Source organism: Oculatella sp. LEGE 06141 (genome assembly GCF_015207605.1).
Lineage (GTDB): Bacteria > Cyanobacteriota > Cyanobacteriia > Elainellales > Elainellaceae > Oculatella.
Genome location: NZ_JADEWO010000003.1, coordinates 244,203 through 264,063, shown reverse-complemented (window position 1 = coordinate 264,063; position 19,861 = coordinate 244,203). Strand labels below are relative to the sequence as shown.

At 51.9% G+C, this 19,861-nt stretch carries 18 protein-coding genes; 11 read left to right on the top strand and 7 right to left on the bottom strand.

The window, feature by feature from the left end; all coding sequences use genetic code 11:
- Window positions 1–6: 6 nt before the first annotated feature.
- Window positions 7–1,125: a calcium/proton exchanger gene (cax, locus tag IQ268_RS04145; RefSeq protein WP_193875818.1), complete on the bottom strand. Its 1,119-nt coding sequence runs from the start codon at window positions 1,123–1,125 to the stop codon at window positions 7–9.
- A 327-nt stretch (window positions 1,126–1,452) separates the two neighbouring features.
- Here cax and IQ268_RS04140 point away from each other — a divergent pair, with 327 nt between their 5' ends.
- Entirely contained in the window at window positions 1,453–2,535 is a 1,083-nt protein-coding gene (locus IQ268_RS04140; RefSeq protein WP_228035066.1) for a class I SAM-dependent methyltransferase, read from the top strand.
- Window positions 2,536–2,816: 281 nt separating this feature from the next.
- Here IQ268_RS04140 and IQ268_RS04135 read toward each other — a convergent pair whose 3' ends face one another.
- Window positions 2,817–4,406 carry a glycosyltransferase family 39 protein gene (locus IQ268_RS04135; protein ID WP_193875814.1) on the bottom strand — a complete coding sequence of 530 codons (1,590 nt, stop codon included), beginning with the start codon at window positions 4,404–4,406 and terminating at the stop codon, window positions 2,817–2,819.
- Between the two features lie 300 nt (window positions 4,407–4,706).
- On the opposite strand from IQ268_RS04135, the gene IQ268_RS04130 reads away from it, so the two are divergent.
- From IQ268_RS04130 to IQ268_RS04120, 3 genes are all read left to right on the top strand, one after another.
- Complete coding sequence (locus IQ268_RS04130; protein ID WP_193875812.1) at window positions 4,707–6,503, top strand: hypothetical protein; 1,797 nt, start codon at window positions 4,707–4,709, stop codon at window positions 6,501–6,503.
- A gap of 80 nt (window positions 6,504–6,583) precedes the next feature.
- Window positions 6,584–8,323 carry a hypothetical protein gene (locus IQ268_RS04125; protein WP_193875810.1) on the top strand — a complete coding sequence of 580 codons (1,740 nt, stop codon included), beginning with the start codon at window positions 6,584–6,586 and terminating at the stop codon, window positions 8,321–8,323.
- On the top strand, window positions 8,320–9,240 hold the full coding sequence (locus tag IQ268_RS04120) for a tetratricopeptide repeat protein (RefSeq protein WP_193875808.1): 921 nt from the start codon (window positions 8,320–8,322) through the stop codon (window positions 9,238–9,240). The genes IQ268_RS04125 and IQ268_RS04120 overlap by 4 nt, the downstream gene beginning before the upstream one ends.
- 28 nt (window positions 9,241–9,268) lie before the next feature.
- Here IQ268_RS04120 and IQ268_RS04115 read toward each other — a convergent pair whose 3' ends face one another.
- From IQ268_RS04115 to phoU, 4 genes are all read right to left on the bottom strand, one after another.
- Window positions 9,269–10,795 (bottom strand): glycosyltransferase family 39 protein, encoded by a 1,527-nt coding sequence (locus IQ268_RS04115; RefSeq protein ID WP_193875806.1) that lies wholly within the window; start codon window positions 10,793–10,795, stop codon window positions 9,269–9,271.
- Between the two features lie 114 nt (window positions 10,796–10,909).
- Window positions 10,910–11,053 carry a hypothetical protein gene (locus IQ268_RS04110; protein ID WP_193875804.1) on the bottom strand — a complete coding sequence of 48 codons (144 nt, stop codon included), beginning with the start codon at window positions 11,051–11,053 and terminating at the stop codon, window positions 10,910–10,912.
- An 18-nt stretch (window positions 11,054–11,071) separates the two neighbouring features.
- Window positions 11,072–12,094, bottom strand: coding sequence for a phosphoribosylformylglycinamidine cyclo-ligase (gene purM / locus IQ268_RS04105; protein ID WP_193875802.1), 1,023 nt, complete (start codon window positions 12,092–12,094; stop codon window positions 11,072–11,074).
- Between the two features lie 130 nt (window positions 12,095–12,224).
- Window positions 12,225–12,902 carry a phosphate signaling complex protein PhoU gene (gene phoU, locus IQ268_RS04100; RefSeq protein ID WP_193875800.1) on the bottom strand — a complete coding sequence of 226 codons (678 nt, stop codon included), beginning with the start codon at window positions 12,900–12,902 and terminating at the stop codon, window positions 12,225–12,227.
- 486 nt (window positions 12,903–13,388) lie between these two features.
- On the opposite strand from phoU, the gene psaM reads away from it, so the two are divergent.
- Window positions 13,389–13,484, top strand: coding sequence for a photosystem I reaction center subunit XII (psaM, locus tag IQ268_RS04095; RefSeq protein ID WP_193875798.1), 96 nt, complete (start codon window positions 13,389–13,391; stop codon window positions 13,482–13,484).
- Between the two features lie 374 nt (window positions 13,485–13,858).
- Complete coding sequence (locus IQ268_RS04090) at window positions 13,859–14,287, top strand: hypothetical protein (protein ID WP_193875797.1); 429 nt, start codon at window positions 13,859–13,861, stop codon at window positions 14,285–14,287.
- 43 nt (window positions 14,288–14,330) lie between these two features.
- Here the strand turns inward: IQ268_RS04090 and IQ268_RS32725 are convergent, their stop codons facing one another.
- A complete protein-coding gene (locus IQ268_RS32725) occupies window positions 14,331–14,459 on the bottom strand; it encodes a hypothetical protein (RefSeq protein ID WP_255527138.1) in 129 nt (42 codons plus the stop codon).
- 48 nt (window positions 14,460–14,507) lie between these two features.
- Here IQ268_RS32725 and IQ268_RS04085 point away from each other — a divergent pair, with 48 nt between their 5' ends.
- The 5 genes from IQ268_RS04085 (at window position 14,508) to IQ268_RS04065 (ending at window position 19,842) form a co-directional block, all read left to right on the top strand.
- The gene (locus tag IQ268_RS04085) at window positions 14,508–15,299 is read left to right on the top strand and encodes a hypothetical protein (protein ID WP_193875795.1); all 792 of its coding nucleotides are present in this window, start codon (window positions 14,508–14,510) and stop codon (window positions 15,297–15,299) included.
- Between the two features lie 313 nt (window positions 15,300–15,612).
- Window positions 15,613–16,755, top strand: coding sequence for a 4-hydroxyphenylpyruvate dioxygenase (gene hppD / locus IQ268_RS04080; RefSeq protein ID WP_193875793.1), 1,143 nt, complete (start codon window positions 15,613–15,615; stop codon window positions 16,753–16,755).
- An 88-nt stretch (window positions 16,756–16,843) separates the two neighbouring features.
- The gene (gene lexA, locus IQ268_RS04075; RefSeq protein WP_193875791.1) at window positions 16,844–17,455 is read left to right on the top strand and encodes a transcriptional repressor LexA; all 612 of its coding nucleotides are present in this window, start codon (window positions 16,844–16,846) and stop codon (window positions 17,453–17,455) included.
- 244 nt (window positions 17,456–17,699) lie between these two features.
- A complete protein-coding gene (locus IQ268_RS04070) occupies window positions 17,700–19,505 on the top strand; it encodes a sodium:solute symporter family protein (RefSeq protein WP_193875789.1) in 1,806 nt (601 codons plus the stop codon).
- Between the two features lie 106 nt (window positions 19,506–19,611).
- Window positions 19,612–19,842, top strand: coding sequence for a hypothetical protein (locus tag IQ268_RS04065; protein ID WP_193875788.1), 231 nt, complete (start codon window positions 19,612–19,614; stop codon window positions 19,840–19,842).
- Window positions 19,843–19,861 lie beyond the last annotated feature (19 nt).

Sequence of the window (19,861 nt, the reverse complement as noted above, 5' to 3'; positions counted from 1 at the left end):
AATGCTTTAACCGAGTCCGTCAATTACCGGATGGAAGTAGAAAGCTAATCCTAAAACCGCATAGGTCGCCAACAACAGCGTCCCTTCCAGCCAGTTAGATTTGCCATCCGAGCTAATTGAATTCGCAATCAGTACGGCAACGGCAACCGCCACCAGTTCAAACGGGTTGAAGTTGAGATCCATCGGTTGCCCCATTACCAAACCGGCCAGCACCAACACAGGCGCAACAAAGAGCGCAATTTGCAGACTGGAACCCACCGCAACCGAAACGGACAGATCCATTTTGTTCTTGATGGCAACCACCACAGCGGTGGTGTGTTCTGCCGCGTTGCCAATAATGGGCAGCAGGATCACCCCGGTAAACAGCTCAGTTAAACCCAACTGCTTGGTGGCCGCTTCTAAGGAACCCACCAAAAACTCGGATTCGATCGCCACCAATACTGTAGCTGCCAGCAACACTCCCACCCAGAGCCACAAGTTTGGCTTCTCAGCGGAGTGACTTTCTGCTTCACCAATTACACCAGGTTCGTCCGACTCCAGGCCAGCCACCCCCACATCGTAAAGATAACTGTGGGTTTTCATGGAGAAAAGCAAGGTCAGGCCATAAACCAGAATTAGCACGATCGCAACCGAACTGGATAACCGTTGCAGCGTCAGTTCATCGATGCCGCTAGACGTAAAGCCAACCGCTGTGGGCACCAGCATGGCAATCACAGCCAGGTTCATGGATGAGGCGTTGACCCGCGCCAGTAGGGGTTGAAACTCTTGCTCTTTATAGCGCAGTCCACCCAACAGCATCGATAACCCCATCACCAGCAACAGGTTACCAATAATTGACCCGGTGATACTGGCTTTCACCACGTCAACCAGCCCTGCCTGAAGGGCAATAAAAGCAATGATCAGTTCCGTCGCATTGCCAAAGGTGGCGTTGAGCAGCCCACCCAGAGACGGGCCAGCCACCACAGCAATTTCTTCAGTGGCCGTTCCCATCCAGGCCGCCAAAGGGACGATCGCCAGCGCTGCCACAATAAAGAGAACGAGCGCATCCCATTCCAGGAAATGCCCCAGGATAGAAACGGGGACAAACACCAGCAAAACTGTGAAGATTAAATTTTTAATCGACATGCAAATTCCTACGACTTTTTCCAAGCCAAGCAGTTAGGTGAAGCGGTTCAAACAATGCCAAGGGCAAGCCCTAACCGTAGCAGTGTACCCGAAGTGATTATTCTTCAGCACAATTATGAAGCGTTGAGCGGTTTTCAATGTCCCTGACAGCATCTACACCCCTGGATGCACCTTACATCGCTCAAATCAGTTGTTCGTATCTGAGCATTGCTACAGAGGCAAATCTATTACGGCACGTCTGCAACTCAACGTAAATGTTTGCCATCATCAATCCTGAGACTTACCCCGTCTTCGTTACAGTTATTTACAATAAGAACAACGTATTGAATGAATGAAGCGATTTCACGAATGGCTGCTGAACCGTTAACAAAGCTGGCATATCAATCTTTTCAGCAAGGTAAGTCTTATTTCGGCCTTGCCCACAAAACGATTAGTACTCAGCTCTTACAGCTATTGTCTCCGCCCAAACTAGAAAAAACCGCTCCCATCCCAACCGATCTGTTGTTTTACATTCAGAAACGGCTGAACGATTTGCAAGAGGTAGACTGGCAGGACGCTGAGCGAGGCGTATATCCTACCAGTTTGCTGTTTGATAATCCCTGGGAAGACTTTTTCCGGTTTTACCCGACGCTGTGGCTGGACATGCCCCACATCTGGAAACGAGCCAACGAAAAACGCTACCAGGACTTCTCACCCACGGTTCAAACCGAAGGTTATCCCAGTTACTACATCCAGAACTTTCACCATCAAACCGATGGGTATTTGAGCGATGAGTCTGCCAATCTTTATGATTTGCAGGTCGAGATTTTGTTTAATGGTTCTGCCGATGCGATGCGGCGACGGGTTCTGGCTCCGCTGAAGCAGGGATTAACCGAGTTTGAACCGATCGCCCCTCACCAGGTAAAAGTGCTAGATGTGGCCTGTGGCACGGGTCGCACGTTGCGGATGCTCCGGGGAGGCTTGCCCCAAGCGTCATTATTTGGGGTCGATCTATCGCCTGCATATCTGCGGAAGGCAAACCAGGTTCTTTCCGAGATTCCGGGGGAGTTACCCCAACTGATTCAGGCGAACGCGGAAGAACTGCCCTATCTCGACAACTATTTCCACGGGATTACCTGTGTCTTCCTGTTCCATGAATTGCCTGCCGCAGTCCGTCAGCATGTGATTAACGAATGCTATCGGGTCGTCAAACCGGGTGGCACATTTATTATTTGTGATTCGGTGCAGATGAGCGAATCGCCTGAACTGGCTCCAGCCATGGAAAATTTCGCCCGTATGTTCCATGAACCTTACTATCGGAACTACATCAACGACGACATGAGCGATCGCCTGGAAAAGGCAGGCTTTACGACCGTCACCACCGAAACCCACTTCATGAGTAAGTACTGGATCGCCCGTAAAGCAGCATAATCCTGTGATGACGGTGCTTAACCTGGCTTACAGCAGTTTTCAATCGAGTGAGCCACAGTCTCGCCAAGATGGGTGTGGGGTGTAGGGGCGAAGCATTCGAATCAGGATGGCTGGAACAACCGGGACATGTCTACCGAATGCTTCGCCCCTACCGAGACGTAAAAGTTACTTTTCAAACACCCTTTAAGACACCGTTTACACATATCAGTTTAGACAGCCAGTTTAGACGGTCAGTTCAAACGGTCTAGGGGCTATAGATATGGCTGCGATCGCGACGCTTTCTATTCCTCTTGAGATTTCTGCAATTGCCACAAATAGGGTTTGCCATCCTTTTTCAGGACGGGCACCATTTGATAGTTCAACCTGTTCTTTAACCGGGCTTTGAGTTGATTGGAGGGAGTCAGGGCATAGACTGTGCCCACATCATCAAACGGCTTGAGCGCTCCGGGCTGAGTCACCAGCCGAAAACGAACGTCACTATCAGTTAGATAGCTGAACGACAACATGCCGATTGGGTTACTGTCACTGATTAACAGGGGGCGATCGGCCTTATTCACAATGTCTGCCGCTCTGGGATAGTGGGAAGACTTGGGTAGGCTTTTGTTCCACCACACTTCAGCCTGGGCACTGTTAACGCAGGAAATGATGCCAGCTACAATCATTCCGACCAGCACCACCCGACACAGCTTTTGCCACCAGGCACCGACCCGAACGGCATAATAGGCAAACCCATACGCCAGAGCCAGTTGAATTCCTAAATAAAACGGAATTAGATAACGCACCTGCATCGATCGCATTCCGCCCAAAGCCAGGTCGGGAACCGCCAGGGCGAAGAAGTTAACCCCCATCAACGCCACCACCATCAGCCAGGTTCGCCTTGGGGCATGGCGACAAAGGGCAAATAGAGCGATCGCCACCACCAAAACCAACACAAAATTAAACGAGCCGAGCTGTAGGTCAAGAAAGACACGGTTGATATCCAAAAACCAGCCGTCTATTAAGCGAGAGAGGGATTGTTTTCGGGTTAAAAAGTCGGTTGTCGTTTGAATTTGGCGCATACTGGTAGCAACCACCACCACCCACGGCATAAAGGCCAGCGCCCCCAGGCCAGATGCCAGCAAATAGCGCAACACTGTACGGGTTGGCCGTAGCTTTTCGATGACCAGAACATACAGGGCATGGGCGATCGCCACCAGGGCAAACAGCAAATGGGTGTACAGCCCCAAGGCCACCGCGACCCCATAGGCTATCCAACTCCGACGAGTTTTAGTTCGCATCGCCCACAGCAACGTTGCACTCGACAGCAGCACCATGACCGTCCACAAACTATACTGTCGCGCCTCCTGAGCATACAGCACATGCAACGGCGAGATGGCAAAGAGACTAACCGCCACCCACTTCACCGCAGGCGCTGCGAACAGTTCGCGGCAAAGCCAATATAAACACGGAAAGGCCAGCAGACTAAACAGAGCCGAAAGGGTTCTCACCGTGGCGACGGAACTGCCAAAGGCTTGCATCCAAAACCGCAGTAGCAGAAAGTAAAGCGGCGCGTGTTCGGCATTGCCCTTTAACGCCTGAAGCGTATCTCCCCAATCTTTATCCGGGCTGAGATGTTGATAGGCTTGCAAATCGGCCACCGTCACTTCTTGACCGTTAAAAATTTGCCTGACCAATTCTCGCTGGGTATGGCCTGAGCTTCGCAACGAGGTATAAACCTCATCGACCCAGTACACTTTGCGATCGATGTTGACAAAGCGGAAGAAGATGCCCAAAACGAGCAAGACAACGACAGCATAGCTGAGCCATGATTGCCGCGATCGCAGCCTCTTTTGCCTTTCTAATCCACCCAGTTTGTCTCTCACACCAACCATTGCTTAGCTCTAAGGCGAAAGTCTTCAAAAGTCTACAGGAAGACTTTCATTGACGCAAAAGAACACGGTAGCAGACTGACCCAGTTTTGGGCAGTGAAGGTTGCCAGTCCCTAGTGGTGGTCAATCAGGCGATCGCCATCTCGTTGAAATATGATGCCCCAACCTGGGCACACAGGCCCTATGATTTAACGTCTAGCGTCCACAACCCTCATTAGTTAACCTGAACTGAGTGGTTCATCCGTCTGGCTTTCTCCTGGGGCGGGTTTCTGCAAAACTAAATTGGCTGATTTTGCTGCTGCTATGCTGGTCAAACGTTGGCACCTACTGTTTATCCCTGCAACCGATACCGTTCCCAAACGGCACCTGATCTTTTGGTTTAGTCTGAGCCTCACCTTTGCTGCTGTGTTTGGCATTATGGGGTTACAGCAAGCCTTTAGTGACACTTATGTTGTTCAAGATGACGCGCGGCAACATGTGTTTTGGATGCAGCGATTCCTTGACCCGACGCTGTTTCCCAATGATTTGATTGCCGATTATTTTCAGTCGATCGCCCCATCTGGATATCGCGCCATCTATGGCTTGGCCGCCAGTATTGGCATTAACCCAATGCTGTTCAACAAACTGCTGCCCATCTTGCTGACGCTAGCCACTACAGTCTTCTGCTTTGGCCTCTGCCTAGAACTGCTGGCTGTTCCGTTTGCCGGGTTTGTCGGCAGTTTGCTGCTCAACCAAAATCTTTGGCTGCATGATGATGTGGTGTCGGGAACAGCCAGGGGGTTTATGTACCCCATCTTTCTGGCGTTTCTGTACTTTCTGCTGCGGCGTGAAGCGAAACCCTTCCTCTGGAAATCGTTGATTCCCTGCCTGGTGACGATCGCACTCCAGGGGTTGTTTTATCCACACTATGTATTCATCATGTCGGGAACCCTGATTCTACGGCTGCTAGTGTGGAATGGCAGGCTACAACTGTCGTCCGATCGCCGCGACTATCTGCTGTGCATCCTTGGTCTGGCGGTGGCCTGTGGCGTCATGCTGCCCTATGCCCTTGACGTTTCAGAGTATGGGGGGCCGCTCTCAGTGTCTCTGGCTAGAACCATGCCGGAATTTTATAAAGGTGGGCGATCGGATTTTTTTGATCCAGATGTCTGGCAGTTTTGGCTCAGCGGCAAGCGCAGTGGCGCGTTAATTTGGGTGATGCCGCTTTGCCTTGTTGCGCCAGCGTTACTACTGGCAGAATTAAAGTGGCGCGATCGCTTTCCGCTAATTGGGCGATCGCGCCATTTGGTTGTGCTGGTGCAGGTAGAACTCGTCTCGCTGGCTATGTTTTTCGCGGCTCATGCGGTTCTGTTTCGCCTCTATTTACCGGCTCGCTACTCGCAAAATAGTCTAATTATTTTGACCGCTCTGGCCGCTGCGGTTGCTGTTCCCGTTGGGCTGGATGCTCTGTTTCGTTGGGCAGAACAGCCGCAACTGTCCAGAACACGGCTGCGTCGAAGTAGCGCGATCGCCGCTGCTATTTTGCTCAGTGCCCTGCTGCTGTTGTCGCCGATCGCCTATCAATTTCCCAATACGCGCTACAAATCGGGCGATTTTCCAGGGCTATACCGCTTTTTTGCCAACCAGCCCAAGGATACGCTGATTGCAGCCCTCAGTTCCGAAGCTGATGACATTCCTAGTTTTGCCCAGCGATCGGTACTCGTCACCCGGGAACATTCGGTGCCCTATCAAATGGGGTACTACGGTCAACTCCGGCAGCGCATCACCGAGCAACTTCAGGCAGAATACAGCCCGGATCTGGCAGAAGTGCAGCGCTTTATTCAAGCCTACGGCATCGATTTTTGGCTCATTGACCGGGCTTACCTCCGCACCCCGGCTCCGCGCAAAGGCGGCGATCGCCTGCTCAACGAATGGGTACGGCAGTTCCAGCCCGTTTACGATCAGGCTGTCCAGTCGGTTGCCCGGGGAAACACACCCGCCTTAACTCGTCTGGTCGATCGCTGCACCCGCTTCAAAAACAAAAAGCTGGTTGTGCTCAATACTTCCTGCATTATGGAGGCGAGTGCCAAGCAAGCGGATAAGGCCGACCAGGAATCGTGAATGGTTCAACGTTCGTAGCCCTACTTGTAATTAGCCAAGCCGTAATTAGCCCCTAAGCGTGCAACCCGATTGCTGCTCCTATGCTCCATAAGCTGCTCCATCGTTCTACGTCCCAATCCTTCCGGGCAACCTGGCTTTGGTTTGGGCTGAGCCTGATTGTTCCCATTTACTTTGGAATAGCCTATCTTCAGGAGGCATTTAGTGCGCCCTACCTGGTGCAGGATGACGTACGGCAACATGTGGTTTGGTTTCAACGCTGGGTTGATCCGGAGCTGTTTCAAAATGATTTGATTGCCGATTATTTTCAGGCGATCGCCCCTCCTGGCTTTAAAGCTCTTTACGTGGGTATGGCACGGCTGGGAATTGAACCATTGTTGCTGGCTAAACTATTGCCACCAGTCATAGGAGTGCTGGCAGCCGTCTTTGCCTTTGGGGTAACGCTGCAACTTTTTGCCGTTCCGGCTGGCGCGTTCGTTTCCTCGCTCATCTTGACGCAAAGCCTGTGGCTGGGAAGCGATCTGGTTTCAGCAACCTCCAGAGCCTTTCCGGTTGTACTGCTGCTGGCCTTTCTCTATTTTTTGTTAAACCGTGAGGCCAAGCCGTTTATCTGGACATCGCTGATTCCCTGTTTGCTGGCGATCGCCCTGCAAGGCTTGTTTTATCCGATTCTGCTGCCCGTTGAAGGGGGCGTATTGACGCTAAGGCTGGTACGGTGGGAACACCAGCGCTTGCGGCGATCGCCAGACCGCAGAGACGACCTGTTTTGGCTAACCGGGTTAGCCGTAGCGCTGGGCACACTGGCGATCGCTCATCCCAACCTGGGCGAACTGGGGCCAACGGTAACGGCGGCGCAAATGGTGTGGATGCCAGAATTTCAGGCGGACGGACGGGGAGCCTTCTTCAATGTCCCCTTTTGGCAGCGCTGGCTTGTGAGCAATCGAGGGATTTCTCCACCGTTCTACCCAACGACGATCTGGTTAAGCCTGCTGCTACCGACCTTAATCAAACGCCGCTTTCCTCTGACCCAACACCTATCTCAGGAAATCAAAGTTCTGGTTGAACTGCTAATACCCTCGGTGGTGCTGTTTACGCTGGCGCACCTGCTGTTGCTGCGGCTCTATTTTCCCAGTCGCCATACCCAGCACAGCCTGCGAGTGGTAATGGCGCTTGCCGCTGGAATAGTAGCCACTATTCTGCTGGAAACCGGCAGACGATGGCTGTTACGCCAGCGTTGGCATCGGCTCAGGTGGTGGCAATATGGTGCGATCGCCGCTGTTGGGCTATTTGCGATCGCTTCGGTGGTGGTACCGGGGATACCGCTTGTCTTCCACAGTGGACATGTGCTGGTGCAAGGCCAGGTGCCCGAACTATACGAATTTCTTGCCAACCAACCTAAAACGATTCGCGTGGCATCGTTGGCCTCAGAGGCCGAAAATTTAGCCGTCTTTAGCCAGCGATCGGTCTTAACCGCACGGGAATATGCCCTGCCGTTTCATCTGGGTTATTACAACCGCATTCGCTTACGGACGGTAGATTTGCTGCGAGCGCACTATAGTCCTGATCTAAGTGAACTCCAGCAGTTTATCCAAACCTATACCATTGACTTCATCCTGCTGCAACGGGGCGCGTTTCGACCCGATTACGTCGCCAACAATAGCTGGCTGATGCAATATCAACCCGAAGCAAATCAGGCGATCGAGCGGCTAAACCAACCCGAAAGACCTGCCCTGGCTCGACTAATCAACCAATGTTCTGTATTAAACGTCAACAACCTGGTGTTACTAGAAGCAAACTGCATTACAGGAGCGCAACCGCAATGAAGAGACCCTTTCGTTTCAGTTTAGGACTCATGGGCGGACTCACAGGAGCATGGTTCCTGCCGCTGTCCGGTTCCCCCCTCCACCTGGCCGCTCCTGACCATCTGGCACAAGCTCAATCCAGCACTCAGGCGGCAGAAGCCCAACTGAGCCTGGGGCTACAGTCCATTCAACAAGGACAACTGAATGAGGCGATCGCTGCATTTCAGCGAGCAACAGAGCTGAACCCTCAATTGGCTCCAGCCTATTACAACCTGGGGCTGGCTCTGCGCCAGCAAGGACAACTGCAACCCGCTGCCACTGCTTTCTACCAGGCGACCCAGGTGGAACCCGGATTTGCGCTGGCTTATGCCAACCTGGGAGCTGCACTGCTAGAAGGAGATAATTACGAACAGGCTAACGACTATTTGCAGCGGGCGGTCGAGCTAGACCCAAACCTGGGGTTAGCGCACTACAACCTGGGGTTGGTGCAGCGCCAACGAGGTCAGCTAGAAGCGGCGATCGCGCACTTTCAACGAGCCATACAGCTCAGCCCCAGCGCACCTGAGCCAGCATTCCATCTGGGTCAGGTGTATTTACAGCAACAGCAAGTTGACCAGGCCAGAACCGCCTTTCAACGGGCAGTAACCATCAGCCCCAATTATCCAGAAGCACAGTATGGCCTTGGCTCGATCTTGCTCGACCAGGACGATTTAGACGCTGCCCTGGCGGCCTTCCGGCGGGCTGCCGAAGGCAATCCCAACTATCCCAATGCCTACTACGGAGCAGGGTTAGTATTTATGCGTCAAGGTAACTACACCGAAGCGCAGCGTGTGTTAACCAACGCCAGAGACTTATTTACAGCACAGGGAAACATCCAATGGGCCGAGAGTGCGGCTCAACTGTTGCAACAGGCTCAACGTTCCGCCACTCCCCGCTAGAAGCGACAGGGCTTTGGCACCCATTGCCCTACGGCAGCTCGTTTAGGGGGGCAGCAATGGTTTTACTCAAATAATGTTCGATCTGATTATCTTTGTTGCGGTAGGTTTTAACGTAGTTTTGGTTGATATACTTCCGCAGCGGGTCGTAGGCTTTGATCCTATTAATGTATTTTGCCAGAACAATTTGCTCAGGTTGATAGGTTTGTAAAACGGTGAGCAGATCGTCGAAGGTTAACGCCCCAGAATTGAATCGCTTCCTCGACATCACAGCGATTTCTGGCGGTACAGGAAGTCCAGCCGCGAAGGCATATACCGGGCGATCGGTCAGAACCCAGTGGGTTTGATGCCGATACTGCCCTACCAGTTCAGCAACCCGGCGATCGTCTATCGGCACATCATTAATGGGGCGCGTTAATCGATCGGGCGTTCCCACCACCGTTAGAATAACGAACACCCCCACCAAGCCAGAGAAACCGAGTTTGCTCATCTGTTTCCAGGATTGATGCAAGCGCCAGCTTTTTTGCCTAAAAAAGGGCACCGCGATCGCAATAGCATAGGCCGACAACCACACCAGCGGCACCGATAAAAATAAATAATGGTGATACCACACCGGGTTGTGCGTTGCCAGCAACAAAAAGGCGATCGTAAACCAGGCAATTGGCAAGAGTCCTTCGCGCTGGCGTAGCACACCAGCAGCGATCCCCCCCAGTACTCCTAACCAGACATAGTTTGCATCCTGACCTAAAAGCGTGAGCAAATAGCGCAAATCTGCATAGTTTTGAACGACGACTTTTGCCCGTTCGCCGAAATGAATTTGCACAATCTGCTCTGGATAAAACGAGTTCAGCACCAGTCCCACCAGCCCATAGGTAATAGAAATACTGAATATCCATAGCAGAATAGGCTGAATCAAATCGCTTGATTTGACACTTGTTTTTCCACTTAATTCATCACCTGATGCTGCTCGATATAGAAACCCATTAGAACTGCCGAGATATAAAACAAAAATCGGAACAAAAAAGGCGGTAATCAACTTAATGTGCAGCGATAAAGCTAGCAAAACCGCTGACATTATTAGAAACCTCCTGTCCCTTCTTTGCTGGTAAAGAATCAGAAGATACAAAGAAAGTAATGCCACCGAAAGAGAGGGCAATCCAATCATCACCGACACACTAAGCCGGATATATAACCAGGAGATAACTAACAAGAACGTGCTAACCCGTGCCGGAGTTTTACCAAGCGTAACAACAATGATTTGGTAAAAACTCCACAGCAACACTATTGAAAATAGGACAACCAATAAACGGCCAGAAAAGACAGACTGCCCAACGAGGTTAAACCATCCAGCAAGCAACACGGTGAATAGCGGCGGCTGATCATTCCAGATTTCGGTATACAGCGAAAACCCCTGGGAATACAGCAGAGCTTTCATCAAATTGATGCCTTCATCGGTATCAAATTCTAAGATTTGATAGGCATGAGTTAGCAGTAATGCAATACAGGCAAATCCAATCGCCGCCAGAGCATACGGTAAATTTGCTTTCAGCCAACGCATGATAGTTGAGTCAAAACTAAGAGGATGAAACAAATCAAACAGCATCCAACATCGTTGATGATAGTTGCTCAAACCGTTCAACGATCTCCTGGCAGGTTTACGATCCAGGTTCCTTCAAGCTGGCAACATCTGCAACCGCTCGACCACAGCTACTATTTGCCCTTGTACCGTCTCGTCCACCGATTTGGTATATTCACGGTTCTGGACACGGCTCTGGAACATGGCTCTGGAATACGGCTCTGGAAACAGTGTATTCAATTCAGAATCGGCTGAGGCTCACGTCAAAACTAACGCACCCTGCCCCACAACCACCTCACCAATAGCCCAAGCGGCGATCGCCTGCGCCTCGAACCACTGAATTGTCTGTTCCACCTGGGAGGGCGGCACCAGTACCACAAATCCAATCCCCATATTGAAGGTATTAAACATGTCCTCGGTGCTAACGGCACCCGTTTTCGCCAGCCAATCAAACAGCGGCGGCACCGTCCACCGACTCGTCTCAACCTGAATCGATTGATCGGCTCCTAAACAGCGAGGTAAATTTTCGGGCAGGCCACCGCCCGTAATATGCGCCATGCTGTGAAACTCTAACCCGGATTGACGAGCCGCAAGCACCGGCTTGACGTAAATCTGAGTGGGCGTTAGCAACTCGTCTCCGATCGTTTTACCCGACAAAAAATCAAAGGTATCGTCCAGGCGCACCCCTGCAACCTCCAGAATTTTTCGCACCAGGCTAAAGCCGTTACTGTGAACTCCCTGGCTGGCTAATCCGATCGCCACATCGCCCACCTGCACCTGCGACCCATCCAGGATATGTTGCTTTTCCACAATGCCCACCGAGAAACCAGCTAAATCATATTCCCCAGGCTGATAGAAACCAGGCATCTCAGCCGTTTCGCCTCCCAGCAAGGCACACCCGGCCAGTTGGCATCCTTGCGTAATTCCAGCCACCACCTGAGTTAACTGCTCCGGGTTCAACTGCCCGGTTGCCAGATAATCCAGAAAGAAGAGCGGCTCAGCACCGCTCGTCAGCACGTCGTTAACGCACATAGCGACCAGATCAATTCCAACCGTATCGTGGCGATCGCACTGCTGGGCTAACTTTAACTTGGTGCCAACCCCATCCGTCCCCGAAACCAGAACCGGTTCACGATACCCGCCTGGGATCTGAAACAGCCCGCTAAAGCCACCCAAACCACCCAACACCTCCGGGCGACGGGTACTCTCCACCATGCTGCGAATTTGACGTACAAACGCACGCCCCGCCTCCACATCCACCCCAGCTTCTCGATAATCCATAGAACGGCACCTGCGTTGGGAATTGCAGGATGTATTCTACTTGGCAGCGAGGCGGAATGGGGAGTAGGCTGCCGAGAACGATCGAAACCAGACTCTCCATCCAGGAAAAACTAGCAAGGTTTAACCAAACTCAATGCCGCTGCCCTGTAACAATGTAGGCCACTCGCTGACCAATATTAGTAGCGTGGTCTGCCATTCGCTCTAAGTAGCGAATCACAAGCACCAACAGCACAATAGGCTCAATTGGCCCAACTACATTAGTTTGCCGCGCCAGCAAATCGTAAAGCAGCTCATAATCCGAATCAACCGCATCGTCTTTCACCTTGATATCTAACCCCGATTGGGCATCCAGGTTAGAAAGAGAAGCCAGACTCATTGCCACCATTGCCCGACAGCGATCGAGCATGGTCTGCACTTGATCCATGCAGTCATGGGTTGGATAAGGAAATAGCTTGATGGCAATTTCGCCCAGATCCTCAGCATAGTCACCAATTCGTTCCAGGTCACGCACTAGCTGCATCAGGGCACTGAGCAACCGCAAATCCTGCGTTACGGGAGCCTGTAGCGCCATTAAATTCACACAGTCCAGCTCTACTTGACGATAAAACTGATCGATTTGCTTATCTTGAATGGCAATTTGCTCAGCCGCGTCCAAATCTCGCTCAAATAGAGCCTTTCGAGCCAGCCAGCATGAATTTTCGACCAGTGCCCCCATTCGCAACACATCTCGCTGAAGGCGTCTAATCTGACGTTCGAACTGAATTCGAGTCGGTTTTGAATCGTCCGATGGAATACTATCACCAACCACGATTGTGCCCCTGTACCTCAGCGTTACTTGTAATCTGTGGCCTGTAATCTGTAGAGATTTTGCATCTTGGCTTCAGTATAACGAGACTGAATCAGCAACCCGGAAAAACACCAAATCTCAGGGATTTTATCGCCATCTCTTAGCCAGGAACACGGTCAATTAGTTTTTCTGCCCATTAGTTTTCCTAACGTAGGGTGTGAGCAGACGAACCGACATCGCCCAAATGAAAGATGATTCAACGAGCTATCTCTACCGATACCACCGATACCGTGGACTAACACGTGGATCAATACGTGGACTCACCCCCAAATTTTGCAAAAACCGCAATTTCGGTGCGCTATTCGCCTCATTGTGTTACATCATGTAAAAAGGCATTCCAGAATGAACTGATTTGTTTGACATTGGTGAAATTAACGTATGCCTGCCTCCTCTAAGAGCATGGTGGCGTTTTAAACCCTCGCTTACACGTTTAGGAGTGTTGTAATTATGGCCTTATCAGATACTCAAATCTTTGTAGCGCTTGTTGTTGCCCTGATTCCAGGTGTAATGGCTTTCCGGCTAGCTACAGAACTTTATAAGTAAGTCAAGCCTCTGGCTCGCTTTGTCGAATAAACGTTTGCCGTAATTTTGCAGAGAGCCTGCCGTGAGGTCAGTGTTAGGACGATTGAGGCGATCGCCGCTTCAAGCGCCCAGCTCAGACCTCACAGCAACGTTAGTTTAGGCTCTCTGCTTATTTTGATTGCAACGTCCAAAAACAGCAGCTAACGTTGTTTTTCTAGAGAAACTCTTAAAGAGAAGTAAAAATCGGGTGTATCTAACCATTTTTGGGTACAACTAGTGAGAAATGCTGCCCAGTCTTTGGGTTTGTAGCGCTGGTTTCCCACTCAGCAACGGCTCGTCATGCTAGGGATCTTACTCATCAGGCTCCCTACTGCTAAAACAAGATTATAGTACAAATGAATGCACTTAAACACTCCAGCCAGCCCTCCCCAACCGTTGAACAACCCAAGCGCCGAGTCGTTCTTCGACCTCGTGTTCGCAAGCGCTGGCAAGCGCACCAAGTTGCAGCTGCCGAAGTTGGCGTAAAAGTGGCGGTGAATTGTGTCTTAGCTTTGGTCGCGGGTGTAACCCTCATTCGGCTTGTTCCTTACAATTTGGCGCAACACGACAAACTGCAAGAACTGGAAGGTGAAGTAGCCACTTTAGACTCGCGGGTCAAGCTTCTCCAGGCAGACTTCAACCGCCAGTTTGATCCCCAACAGGCAAAAAGCGTGATGCAAGAACAAAGCGCCCGTGTTGATCCCCAACAGCGTCGCGTTATGTGGCTGCGGCCAACGGCACCCACACTCGATTCTGGTGTGCCGTCAACCTCCACCCATCCTTAGTTTTATTATCCATCCACCGTCTGAAGTACACTTCTCAGACCAGTCAGGGAAAACTAGTTAGTATCTTAATCACCTTGGTGCGTCGCATCACGCTCGTTAGCTCTCGTTGCTTCCAGAGCGCACCGCTTTGCCCCCCAGTGCTGCCATAGGGCAGTTCCAAAGCTTGTTGCATTGCACCATTGGATTTTACGTTGTCCACTTGCGTGGGTTCCCTCTGGTCATGTCAATTCAAAAATTTCCGCTGGAAAAAATCAAAAAGGTCAGGCAATACATCCAGATGATGCTGACTCTGCCTAGCACCGAGCCATCGGTTCAAGCTCAGGAGGGAACAGCAGCAGAGGAGCCTCCGGAACCAGAATCGCTGGATGACTTAAGCGGAATTTTTGCCCACGGGAGTGTCCCACAAGCGGAGGTTGTGCCCGCAACCCGTCAGGCAAGCGAATGGTTTGTTAGCACCGTTAACCCCGGAGCAGCGCTACTTAAACTGCCTGGGTTAACGCTCAAGCCACACTATCGCCTGGTTAGCTACCTGTATCGTACCCAGCAGGACGGAATTGGCCTGGTTTGGGCAGTGCCTGAAGCCTTTGGCGTTATGGCTCATCTCGAAAAAGCATTGGAAACTAGCGGCAGTTTGTCAAAGCCACCTCAACCCGCCGGGGCACTCAAGTACTTTATGGAGGCCATTGAGGGCGATCGCTCTCCGGCTTCCTTTGTCATTGCGTCTGTTTTGCGGCGAGAACTGCAAGAATTTGGTGCCCTGGGTCAACGCCGCACCTGGAGCCACCACCATCTTATTGATACGGTTCCTGCCCAACTTCAGTGGCAGTGGCGAGCCGACCCGCCTAAAGATCTGTCTCCCAAGGTTAAAGTATCCGAGAGTCTGGCGATCGTTGAATTCTTCACCTGCCGCTCTACTCCTCCCCTGACGCTATTTCGCCATGTGGATCAATACTCAGCAGCCCACTATCAGCCCAACAGCATCGATAAAAGCATCGCTGTAGCGAAGCCCTGAGGGTTGCAGTAATATTCAGCAGGATGGCGGAAGAAGCAACCCGCTTCGTTGCGTCATTCGACACCAGATGATGGTAGTTTGAAGGTCGATCGCAGCAAAATGCTGCGACCCAAGCCAGCAGTAGATGCCGTTCTGTTGCCCCTCTCGACAGAACCACAGAGGCTTCTGCTGACAATGGCCGTGCAGCCCCAGTGGTGTAACCCAATCGTCACTTATTCTTTGAGAAAACTAATATTCTGCCGGAAGAATGACCCCGAACACGGATGAACAAGGCAAAATTGTTTCGCAAGCTGATGGCTAAAGATTGGAAGCAATGAACATTGACTACGTTCACTTCTATGTAGAAGATGCACCATTGTGGCGACATTGGTTTATTCACACGCTTGGGTTTCGGCACCTTGCCAGCAGCACGAATAGCCATACGCAGACAGAAGCCATTGGAGTGGGAGAAATTCGCTTCCTGCTCTCTTCACCCTTAAACCAGGCAAGTCCCATTGCCCACTATTTAGCGTTGCATCCTCCGGGCATCGCAGACATTGCGTTTCAGGTGTTGAACCTGGAGGCGATGGTGGCGCAGGCGGCAGCAGCAGGTGCGACAGTTCGTTGCCCCATCCAATATCAAATCCATTCCCAGGGGTGGAACCGCTGGGCACAGGTATCTGGCTGGGGCGATCTGAGCCATACGCTGGTAGAAAGGCGGCGATCGATCGCTCCAATCCCCTTAGCCATTGAAAACGACCGTGAGAACCGAGATCGGCACCCGCTCAGCACGCTGAACTGGGATGGGCTGTTGCCTGCCGCTGATTCGCACCCAGTCGCTTCGTGGACGGGGATCGATCATCTGGTCTTGAATGTTCCGGTTGGAGAGTTGGGACGGGCAATCGCCTGGTACGAGACGGCATTTGGCTTTCAGCGGCAGCAAGCTTTTTCAATTCATACTGGCCGTTCAGGACTGCATAGCCAGGTGTTGGTTCATCCAGACGGCAATGCCCAACTGCCGATCAACGAACCCGCCTCTACCGGTTCTCAAATTCAAGAGTTTTTGGATCTGAACCGAGGTGCAGGGATTCAACACATCGCGCTGCAAACGGTGGATATTGTGCAGGCGATCGCCCAGCTACGACAGATGGGTATGGCGTTTCTCCATGTTCCGGTGACGTACTACGAACAGCTCAAACAGCGTCCTGGGTTTCCGCTCTCGGTGCAGGCGTGGGAAGCGATCGCAGCACAGCAAATCCTGGTGGATTGGCAACCCGAACTACCGCAGGCAACCCTACTGCAAACGTTTACCCAGCCTATTTTTGATCAACCAACGTTTTTCTTTGAATTCATTGAACGGCAGACTTACCAAATCAACGATCGCTGCGGTCAAGCCCAGGGATTTGGAGAAGGAAACTTTCGGGCATTGTTTGAAGCAATGGAACGAGAGCAGATGAAACGCGGCAGCTTGAATTAAGTTTTTTGATGCAAGGGCTAGACAGTAGAGCCAATATGATGGTACAAGTGTTCTAGGGCACACCCTATGTATTTAATCGTATATTTTTATGGAACGCCTAACTGAAGTCCAGCAGCAACTTTACGACTGGCTGGTTGATTACATCCGGCAAAACCAGCATTCTCCATCCATTCGGCAAATGATGAAAGCGATGGGCTTGAAGTCCCCCGCCCCAATCCAAAGTCGATTGGAGCATTTACGCGCAAAGGGATACATCGATTGGACCGAGGGAAAAGCCCGCACCATTCGGCTTCTGAAAGCACTGGTGCAGGGTGTGCCCATCAAGGGTGAGGTATTTGCGGGTGAAGTGCATGAACCTGCAACCACAGACACCGAATATCTCAGCATCTCTGGTTTACCGCTTCAGGTTCAAGACTATGCGCTACGGGTGAATGGAGATAGCATGATCGATGCGATGATCGCCGATGGCGACTACGCGATTATGCGACCCGTACAAGAACCCGATCGCCTCAAGAATGGCTTGATAGTAGCGGCCAGGGTGGATGGCTACGGCAACACCCTGAAGTATTTCTACCGTGAACAGGATCAAGTTACCCTGAAACCAGCCAACTCTAATTACAAACCCATTGAGGTGAAAGCAGAGGATGTCCTTATTCAAGGAATTCTAGTGGGCGTATGGCGAGACTACGCTGGTCGATAGCCCGTCCGCACAACCCAACCGTTCGGCCATCAGTTAGACGAACCCATCCATAAATTAATTGCTCCAGGAACCAGGCTCAATCATTAATTTGAGTCTGGTTTTTCAGTGCTTGAACGTTCAACTATCTGCAACCACCGTTCTGTGACGATCTCACCCGCTCGATGCAGTCCGCTCGGATGGGGATGGGTCAGAAATGTGACAGCACTATGGCAAGATGACTGAATGCAATCATGCGTGAGGCGCTATGCAACTGGTGGATTGGCTGATTGTCCTGCTGTACCTGGTGTTTTCAATGGCGGTAGGGCTATACCTGTCTCGCAAAGGCTCAAACAGCCTGGTGGACTTTTTTGTGTCTGGGCGATCGCTTCCCTGGTGGCTCGCAGGAACCAGCATGGCCGCAACCACCTTCTCCATCGATACGCCTCTCTACATTGCTGGCGTGGTCGGTAGTCGCGGCATTGCTGGCAACTGGGAGTGGTGGAGTTTTGGCATCACCCACTTGATCATGATTTATATCTTCGCCAAAATGTGGCGACGCTCAGAAATTGTGACCGATGCCGAGCTAACCGAAATGCGATACGGCGGACGGATGGCAGCGGTGCTGCGTGGTACAAAAGCGTTTCTGTTTGCCGTACCCATCAACTGCATCGGCATCGGTTATGCCATGCTGGCCATGACAAAAGCGATCGACGCTCTCGAAATTTGGCAAAGCCTGGGAATGACACCGGGCGACAACCTCAAGATCTGGAGCGTGATTGGCGTGAGCGTTCTTGTCCTCGGCTATGCTGGCGTTTCGGGGCTGTGGGGCGTGGTTGCAACCGATTTCTTTCAGTTTGTGCTGGCGCTGGTGGGGGCGTTCCTGGTGGCTTTTGTTGCTGTGGGTCACATGGGCGGCATGGGTACATTGCTGCAACAGGCGCAGCAGTCCACCGAAATTGATGTGCTGTCGTTCATCCCGTTTACGATCGGCGTAGACGGGGCTTGGCTGCGCTGGAGCGATACGGCTGGCATTACAGCCACCACTTTTGCCGCCTACGCAATGGTGCAATGGTGGTCGTTTCGGCGGAGCGATGGGGGCGGCGAATTTATTCAACGCTTAGCCGCAACCAAAAGTGAAGCGGAAGCGGAGAAGGCAGCCTGGTGCTTCAACATCCTCAATTACGTAATTCGTACCTGGCCCTGGATTGTGGTTGCCCTGGCGGCGATCGCCCTCTATCCCGACCTAGACGATCGAGAGCTAGGTTATCCCAGGCTAATGCTCGATTTTCTGCCGCCTGCCGCATTGGGTCTAGTGGTGGCATCGCTGTTAGCCGCCTTTATGAGTACGGTCTCAACCTTGATCAATTGGGGAGCGTCTTACCTGACCCTTGATCTCTACAACCGCTTCTTCAGACCTAATGCCACACAAGCAGAGTTAGTATCGGCGGGTCGGGGAGCCTCTGTTCTTGTAACCGCACTGGGGGCGATCGCCGCGTTTTTTGCCGAAGATGTCACAACAGTGTTTCAGTTAGTGATTGCCATTGGCACTGGCCCAGGGTTGGTCCTAATTTTGCGCTGGTTTTGGTGGCGAATCAATGCGGCGGCTGAAATGGCTGCAATGCTCAGTGGTTTTATCATTGGCCTCAGCACCAGTATCGCTCCAGCCCTACGCATTGACGATTTTGGCCTGCGCCTCACAGTCACCTCTGCCATTACCGCCGCTGTGTGGCTTACCGTGATGTTTCTCACACCACCTGAAACAGACGAAACACTGGACGCATTTTATACTAAAGTCCGACCGGGAGGACTCGGCTGGGCAAAGCAGCGGGCACGTACTGGCCTGGCACCTGCACAGGACTTAAAAACCGATTTGTTGCGCGTCCTGGCAGCAATATTGCTGCTGTTTGGTGCCATGTTTGCCATTGGTGGCTTCCTGTTATTGCAACCCACGACTGGCTGGGTTGCCCTCATCACGGCTGTAGTGGGGTGGATGTGGTTACGACAATTGGGGCGATCGCAAACCCTGACCATGCTACGGCCAGGACTGGACATAGAGGATGACCCATCCTAGTAACGAACGCAATCGTGCAGGTGGATCAAGCGGCAACAACCAACGATGCAATCCAAACCGCTTAGGATAGAAAAGAGCCAGAGATTAATTCCTTTTTCTTGCATTTATGTCAATTTTTCGCCAATACATTGCCCCGTTCTTGATTGTGCTGGTGTTTCTGGTGGCGCTGGTCGCAGTGAGCGCACGCATTTTTCTGCCCTCTGATATGGTGGCACCTGCCCCAATTGAGGAGCTGGAACCGAAAGCTAATTACCCCGATGGCTCCGCGATCGCCACCCAACCCTCTGCCCCGGTTGATGGTTCAGTTGGAGTACCCGACACGGTTGTAACCGCTTAACCAGACGCAGCCGATCCAG